Below are 7,174 nucleotides of genomic sequence, written 5' to 3'. Positions count from 1 at the left end.
AAGAAGAAGGTCGGCATACATGATACATCGGTGACAGGAGTTCAGGCGCCAGCTCTCCCGATCCCGGCACCCGCCGCGGCAGCGGCGGGGGCTCCGGCTGCGGCTCGGGCGCGAGATCGAGCCCCCGTTCGGGGCCGGGTCCCGGACCCGGCCCCGGCCCGGGCCCACGCCCGTCCTGCGGGCCGGGATTCCGCTTCGGCACGAGACCTGACGTCGCCTCGGGCCCCGACCGAGGTTCCGGCTCGGACCCACGGTGCAGGGCTGGACCGGACCACGGCTCGGGGGCAGGTTCCGGGCCGGGACCAGACAGTTCCGGCCGAGACCGAGGAGGCGGCCCGGGCTCCGGCTCGGGACCTGGCCCCCGCACGGGGCCGGGCGGCGGCTCCGACAGGCGCCCCTGCTGTGGCCCGTCAGCCGCTTCTCCGGCGGGGTACGACATCGGTTCCGGTCGCGGCGGCTGCGAGGCAAGGCCGCGCCCCGACTCGCGGTCGAGGTTCGGGCCGGGGCCGGACACATCCGGCTGGGGCCCGGGCGTCCGCTCCGGCTCGCGACCGGGCGTCCGCTCCGGCTCGCGACCGGACTCCCGCACTGGCGCAGGCGGTGGTTCCGGCGGACTCCCGTCGGGCGGGCCCGGAGTCCAATCCGGGGCGGGGCTCGTCGTCGGCTCGGGCCCGGACCGGGATTTCTGCTCGGGTCCGCGCTGCGGGGCTGGACCGGGCCGCACGCCGGGGTCGCGGGCGGACGCGGGCTCGGGCGGCGGTTCCGGGACGGAACTCGGTGCCGACGCCGACGGTCGGCCCGTCTCCGTGTGGCCGTCCGGTGCGGCCGGAGGAGGTGGTGGGTCTGCGGGGCCCGGGTCGGCGGGGCCCGGGTCGGCAGCGCCCGGGTCAGCGGGGCCCGGGGCGGCAGCGTCGGGGGCGCGCCCGGGTGTCGGGGCGGGCTCGTCCCACCAGGCTCTCGGGCGGCGCCCCCGGGGCGCCTCCGCGGGGGCCGCGACCGCGTGCGCCGCCGACGCGAACCTGTCCTCCAGCGTGTCGTCGGCCGCCTGCGCGCCGGCGCCGTCGCCGGCCCCCGCGCCCGTGTCCGTCGAGCCCTGGTCGTACAGCCGGCTCCACCAGTCGTCGTCGGCGGATGGGCCGGGTCGCTCCCCCTGCTTGCTCATGCCCCTAATCCTCGACCGCGCATGGCGTGCGAAAACGGGCATCAGGAAAAATGAGACCGGCCGGGGCGCGGGGGCGCCTGCGTGGGCGCGGCGAGGGCCGTCGTCACGCCCGGCGCCCGGCCGCGGCCGGCCGGTCGAAGTCCGCCCTCGCACCCCCACCCCCCACGGGAAGGACGCGCGGCAGACAACCTCGGAGAGGCATATGACCGTGGTCCACAGCTGCTCCGACCCGGCCCACCTTGGCAGAGTTACCGGCTGTACAGGCACGATGTATGCGGCGGCTTTACGCCGTGGCCGTTTTCCGCCACTGCCGTAAGACCGCCGGAGGACGAACGCAGAACCAGGGGAGGGATCCGCGTGCTCGGTGCCATAGGACTCGACGGGGAACAGGAGACCGCGTACCGCGCGCTGGTGGCGATCGGCGCGGCGGACGCCGCCGAGCTCGCCCACCGGCTCGCGCTGCCCGAGCGCGACATCGAGACGGCTCTGCGCCGGCTGGAGCGGCACGGGCTCGCCGCGCAGTCGCCGGCGCGTGCGGGCCGCTGGGTCGCGGCGCCGCCGTCCCTGGCGCTCGGCGCGCTGCTGACGCAGCACCGCCACGAACTGGAGCAGGCCGAGCTCGCGGCCGTCCTGCTCGCGGAGGAGTACCGCTCCGAGGCCGCGGAGCCGGCCATCCACGAACTCGTCGAGGTCGTGACGGGCGCGAGTGCCGTCTCGCACCGCTTCCTGCAGCTGCAACTCGGCGCCACCGAGGAGGTGTGCGCCCTGGTCACCGGCGCCCCGGTCGCGGTGACCGGCCGGGACAACAAGGCCGAGGAGAGGGCGGCGACGCGCGGGGTCCGCTACCGCGTCGTCATCGAACGCGAGGTGCTCACGACGCCCGGCGGCGTCGAGGAGCTCGGCACGGCCCTGGACCGCGACGAGCTGGTACGGGTCGCAGAGCGCGTGCCGACGAAGCTGGTGGTGGCGGACCGCAGCGTGGGCATGGTTCCGCTGACGGGCCCGTTGGCTGAGCCCACCGCGGAGCCGTCCGCGCTGGTCGTGCACGGGAGCGGGCTGCTCGACTCCCTGCGCGCGCTCTTCGAGTCCGTGTGGCGCGAGTCCATGCCGCTGGCCCTGGACGCGAGCGGCGCGGTGCTGGCGAGCACCCTCCCGCAGCCGGACGCCACGGACCTGCGCGTGCTGTCGCTGCTGCTGGCCGGGATGACCGACGCGAGCGTGGCCAAACAGCTCGACCTGGGGCTGCGGACGGTGCAGCGGCGCGTGAAGGGGCTGATGGAGCTGAGCGGGGCGACGACCCGGCTCCAGCTCGGCTGGCACGCGTACGAGCGGGGCTGGGTGGCGCGCGAGCCACGGCGCTGATCCGCGAGCCACGGCGCTGACCTGGGACGGCGTCCGCCGGGCGGTCGCTTAGCGGGATCGGCGGGCGTCCTGCACGCTTGGCTCATGGACGTGTGGCAGCTGGTGCTGGTCGGCCTGGTGATGCTGCTCGGCCTTCTGTCGGTGCTGGTGCCCGGCGCGCCGGGTCCCGCGATCCTGTGGGCCGCCGTGGTGTGGTGGGCGCTGTCGGACCGGTCCACGTCCGCGTGGGTGGTGCTGCTGGCGGCGACGGCTCTGCTGCTCCTGAACGTCGCGCTCAGATCGCTCCTGCCCTCGCGTCGCAGGGCGGCGCCCCGGCAGAGTCTCGCGATGGGCGGGGTCGCGGCGATGGTGGGGTTCTTCGTGCTGCCGGTGGTGGGCGGCGTCGCCGGGTTCGTGGGGGGCGTCTACGGGGCGGAGCGCAAGCGCCTCGGCAGCCGCCGGGACGGCTGGGCGTCCACGCGCGGGCTGATGCGCGGGCCCGCCGCGCCCCTGCTCGTCGAGCTGATGACGTGCCTCCTGACGGTGGGTGCCTGGATCGGGGCGCTCATCTGGGCGTGAGGGCGCCTCGCGCTCGGGCCCGGCGTCCACGACACGCGCGGCGCGCCGCCCTGCCATACCCTCGCAAAGAGAGCACAACAGGACGTCCGGGCGCGCCAGGACCTGGGCGCCGGGCGCCGTCCCCGCGGACCAGAGGGATCGCCATGGCCGAGATTGCCGCCGCCGCGGCCCGCGGCGCCGACCACCGCATCGATCTGGTGGTGCGCGACGCGGACGTGCACACCCTGGACGCCGGCAGGCCGCGCGCCTCGGCGTTCGCCGTACGCGGTGGCCGGGTGGTCGCCGTCGGGAGCGACTGGGACATCGAGGCGCTCGTGCAGCCCGGTACGCGGGTCGTCGACGCGGGCGGCCGCACCGTGATGCCCGGGCTGGTCGACGTCCACACGCAGCTCGGTCCGGGCGGGCGCGCGGCCGTGTGGGAGCTGACGCTGCCGCCGCTCTCCGGCGTGGTGGAGATCCTCGGGGCCGTGCGGGACAGGGCCTCCACGCTCGGCCGCGACGAGTGGGTGGTGGGCGGCGTGGTGGTCGGCCCGCTGTTCCAGGCGGTGGGCAACCGCGCGATGCTCGCCGCGCTCGACGAGGCGGCTGAGGGGCGCCCCGTCATGCTGCGTGACGACTCGCTGCGCCACCGCTGGGTCAACTCGCGTGCGCTCGAAGCACTGGGCGTGGACGACGCGACACCCGACCCGGAAGGGGGCCGGTACGTGCGGGACGCCGCGGGTCACGCCGTCGGGCTGCTGCTCGGCGCGGCCTCCGCGGAGGCGGAACGCGCGGTGGAGCGGTCCGCGCCCGATTCGCACGAACGGGATCCGCTGTCGGCCCGCACGGCGGTGGCGATCCTCAACTCGGTGGGCGTCACCGCGACGCAGGACGCGGCGACGACGGCGCGGTGGCTGGAGGTCTTCGCCGGGCTCGACCGGTCCGACGGGCTGAACGGCTGGGTCGTCGGGTCGCTGCCCGCCGGGGATCAGGACGGCCCCGAGCCCGGAGGCTCCCTGCTCGACGCAGCTCCCGCGCACAGGTCGCCGCACGTGCGGCCGGACTTCGTGCGCGCGCGCCTGGGCGACGGGCCGGGGCCGGCGCGGTCGCACGCGCGTGCGTCCGGCGCGTGCGACGACGGCGGCTGCTTCGCCGGCGACGAAGCCGTCCTGTCCGGCGAGGAGTTGGAGCTGCTGCTGGAGGAGGCGGTGACGCGGGGCCTGCACGCGAAGGTGCACGCCACGCGGGACGGCTCGGTGCGCCGGGCGCTGGACGCGGTGCGCGTGATGCGCACGCGGCACGGGGACGGGCCGGTGTTCCACATCGCGCACCCCGAGTTCGTGTGCCGGGACGACGTGCCGCGCTTCCGCGAACTCGGGGTGGTGGTGGACGCGTCGCCGGTGCAGTGGTTCCCCGACGCGGCGAACGGCGGGCTCACCCGTCAGGAGGGGGCCGGGCCGGGCGACCGCCCGTGGCCGCTGCGCGAGTTCCACGAGGCCGGCGTGGCCATCGCGGCGGGCTCGGACTGGCCCGCCGCGGCGGCACTGCCGAACCCGTGGCTCGGCATCGAGACGATGGTCACCCGCCGCAACCCCGACCCGACCTTCCCCGGGGACCTGGCGCACGACCAGGCACTCGACCTGACGACTGCGGTGGCGGCCCACACGGTGGTGGCCGCGGAGGCGCTGGGCCTCTCCCACGAGACGGGACGCCTCAGGCCCGGCCTCTCGGCCGACTTCATCGTCCTCGACCGCCCGCTGTTCGACATCCCCGTGGACGAGATCCACGCGACGCAGGTCGTCCAGACGTGGTTCGCGGGACGCCGGGTCCACGCGTACGACACATGGTCGTAGCCACCGGCCGGGGCGCCGCGGGGTGCGCGGGCGGGTGGGTCACGGCACCGACGGGCCCCCGAGGTAGTGGCCGTGGGAGTCGTAGGGCCAGGCGTTGGCCACGCAGCCGTGCAGCCCGTAGATCTGCTGCATCATCGCCGGCGCGGGCTTGCCGGGGCCCGGGCAGGCCTCGTGGCCGTGGCCGATGCGGTGGCCCACCTCGTGGTTGATGATGAGGGCGCGGTACTCGCCGACGGGTCCCGAGAACTCGGGTGAGCCCGTCTCCCACCGCTTCAGGTTGACCATCACCTGGCTGCCCACGTCGCAGTTGACCTCACCGTGCGTGTCGAGACCCGCGGCGCCGCAGATCGCGTCGACGGTGTCGGGGCTCGCGATCTTCACCTCGAAGTCGGACGGCCCCGAGGAGACGAGCTGGAAGCCGTCGTGGCCGTTGGTGGTCCAGCCGCGCGGGTCGGCGAGTATGGTCTCGATCTCCCGCGCCGCGGACTTCGCCGTGACGCCCGTGCCCTGTTCGACCTCGACCTTGTAGCGGCGTATCCGACCGTGGCCGACCGCCTCGCCCGAGGCCTCGGCCGTGCTGAACCTGCCGGTGCCCGGCTTGTTCCAGTCGACGTGGTGGCTCGGGGAGGACGACGGCTTGCCCGAGGCGCTCGGGGAGGAGGAAGAGGACGCCGAGGTGGATGCCGACGCGGACGGCGACGAGGACGGTGAGCGCGTCAGGAGCGGCGCGGCCTCCATCGTGGCGTGTGCGGAGGCCGCCTTGTCCGCCGCGCTCTCTCCGCCCCCGCGGCTCATCGCGGTCACCGCCGCGCCGATCAGGCAGGCCGCGACCACGGCGCCGGCCGCGAGCAGCCCGCGCCGGCCGGATCTCTTCTTCTTGCGGCGCGAGGAGCGCCGCCGGCTCCCCGACCGGTGGCCGCCGCCCGATCCGTGCGACTGCCTACGCCCCGAACTGGCGTTCTGTCTTTCGTGCATAGCGGTACAGGATGATGCCCATACATGATGACCAATGGGCCAAGCGGTAACGAGTGCATAACAACACCGGACGCCCACTCCCCCGCCGGGAGCCCTTCCCACCTGCCGCCTGGGCCTCCGGCCGGTCCCTCATACTGGTGCGATGCCCAGAATCCTGCTCGTCGAGGACGACCCGTCCGTGCGCCGCGGCCTCGAACTGGCCCTGCGCCGGGGCGGTCACGAGGTCTTCACCGGCGCGAGCGGCGAGGACGGGCTGGAGCGGGTGCGTTCGGTGCGGCCCGACGCGGTGGTCCTCGACCTGATGCTGCCGGGCACGGGCGGCCTCGAGGTGTGCCGAAGGATCAGGGAGCACGACCAGGTCCCCATCATCATGGTGACCGCCAGGGGCGATGACGCGGACATCGTTGTCGGTCTGGAGTCCGGGGCGGACGACTACGTCGTCAAGCCGGTCGCGGCGCGCGTCCTCGAGGCCAGGATCCGGGCCGTCCTGCGCAGGCACGGCGCGCCCGTGTCCGACACCGCGAGACCGAGGGCGGAGACCCACGGGGACCTCAGCGTCGACCGGGCGGGGCTCGCCGTCACCCTGCGCGGCGAGCGGATAGCCCTCGCACCGTCGGAACTGCGGCTCCTGCTGACGCTCTCGGCGTCGCCAGGGCAGGTGCTCACCCGCCGGCAGCTGCTCGAAGCGGTCTGGGAGCACGACTGCCACGGCGACATACGCCGGGTGGACGCCTGCGTGAAGAGGGTGCGCGGGAAGCTCGGCGAATTCGGCGGCGACGCCCGCTACATCGAGACGGTACGCGGCTTCGGTTACCGCTTCCGGTCCAGGTGAACGCCGTCGCGCGGGGCGCGCGGCGGTAGGACAGCGGCTTCTCAGACGGCTCCGACGTGGTGGGCCGCGTACGAGCGCCAGGGGCGCCACGGCTCGTGGGCGTCCTCCGCGTCCGGGTCGGCGGGCCACACGTCGGGGTCGCCGAGCGCCCGCATCCTGATCAGTGCCGCCATGCGCGCGTCCACGCCCGGCACGGCACGCAGGGCCCGCTCGGTCTCGTCACGGTCCGCGCCGGGGTCCAGGCGTACGGCGCCGTCGGCGAGCGCGGTCGCGAGAGGACCGGCCACGGGGTGGTAGCGCAGCTCGCGCGGGCGGGGGAAGAGGCGGGCGGGTACGGGAGCGTCGTACGGCCACGGCACCTGCTCGCCGTACCCGGCGACGGCGGCCGCGTCCTGGCCGAGCACGAGGCGCAGTGCGCACTCGGCGGGGTCGGCCGCGCCGGGCGAGCGCAGC

The 7,174-nt window shown here is 75.3% G+C and carries 6 protein-coding genes; 4 read left to right on the top strand and 2 right to left on the bottom strand.

Annotated elements, in window-relative coordinates; translation table 11 throughout:
• The first annotated feature begins 1,519 nt into the window (after positions 1–1,519).
• From JFN87_RS31175 to JFN87_RS31165, 3 genes are all read left to right on the top strand, one after another.
• Entirely contained in the window at positions 1,520–2,524 is a 1,005-nt protein-coding gene (locus tag JFN87_RS31175; protein ID WP_209345573.1) for a helix-turn-helix domain-containing protein, read from the top strand.
• Positions 2,525–2,608: 84 nt separating this feature from the next.
• A complete protein-coding gene (locus JFN87_RS31170; RefSeq protein ID WP_209345571.1) occupies positions 2,609–3,082 on the top strand; it encodes a DUF456 domain-containing protein in 474 nt (157 codons plus the stop codon).
• A gap of 143 nt (positions 3,083–3,225) precedes the next feature.
• Positions 3,226–4,914: an amidohydrolase gene (locus JFN87_RS31165; RefSeq protein ID WP_209345569.1), complete on the top strand. Its 1,689-nt coding sequence runs from the start codon at positions 3,226–3,228 to the stop codon at positions 4,912–4,914.
• Positions 4,915–4,953: 39 nt separating this feature from the next.
• Here the strand turns inward: JFN87_RS31165 and JFN87_RS31160 are convergent, their stop codons facing one another.
• The gene (locus JFN87_RS31160; protein ID WP_209345567.1) at positions 4,954–5,889 is read right to left on the bottom strand and encodes a DUF3152 domain-containing protein; all 936 of its coding nucleotides are present in this window, start codon (positions 5,887–5,889) and stop codon (positions 4,954–4,956) included.
• A gap of 142 nt (positions 5,890–6,031) precedes the next feature.
• Between JFN87_RS31160 and JFN87_RS31155 the strand changes: the two genes are divergently transcribed.
• Positions 6,032–6,721: a response regulator transcription factor gene (locus JFN87_RS31155; RefSeq protein ID WP_209345565.1), complete on the top strand. Its 690-nt coding sequence runs from the start codon at positions 6,032–6,034 to the stop codon at positions 6,719–6,721.
• Positions 6,722–6,762: 41 nt separating this feature from the next.
• Here the strand turns inward: JFN87_RS31155 and JFN87_RS31150 are convergent.
• The coding region (locus tag JFN87_RS31150; RefSeq protein WP_504739796.1) for a DNA glycosylase family protein at positions 6,763–7,174 on the bottom strand (412 nt) is incomplete at its 5' end.

The organism is Streptomyces montanisoli, assembly GCF_017813245.1.
In the GTDB taxonomy this organism is placed as follows: domain Bacteria; phylum Actinomycetota; class Actinomycetes; order Streptomycetales; family Streptomycetaceae; genus Streptomyces; species Streptomyces montanisoli.
The sequence above is the reverse complement of the archived record's forward strand: the minus strand, read 5'-3'. Positions and strand labels throughout refer to the sequence as shown.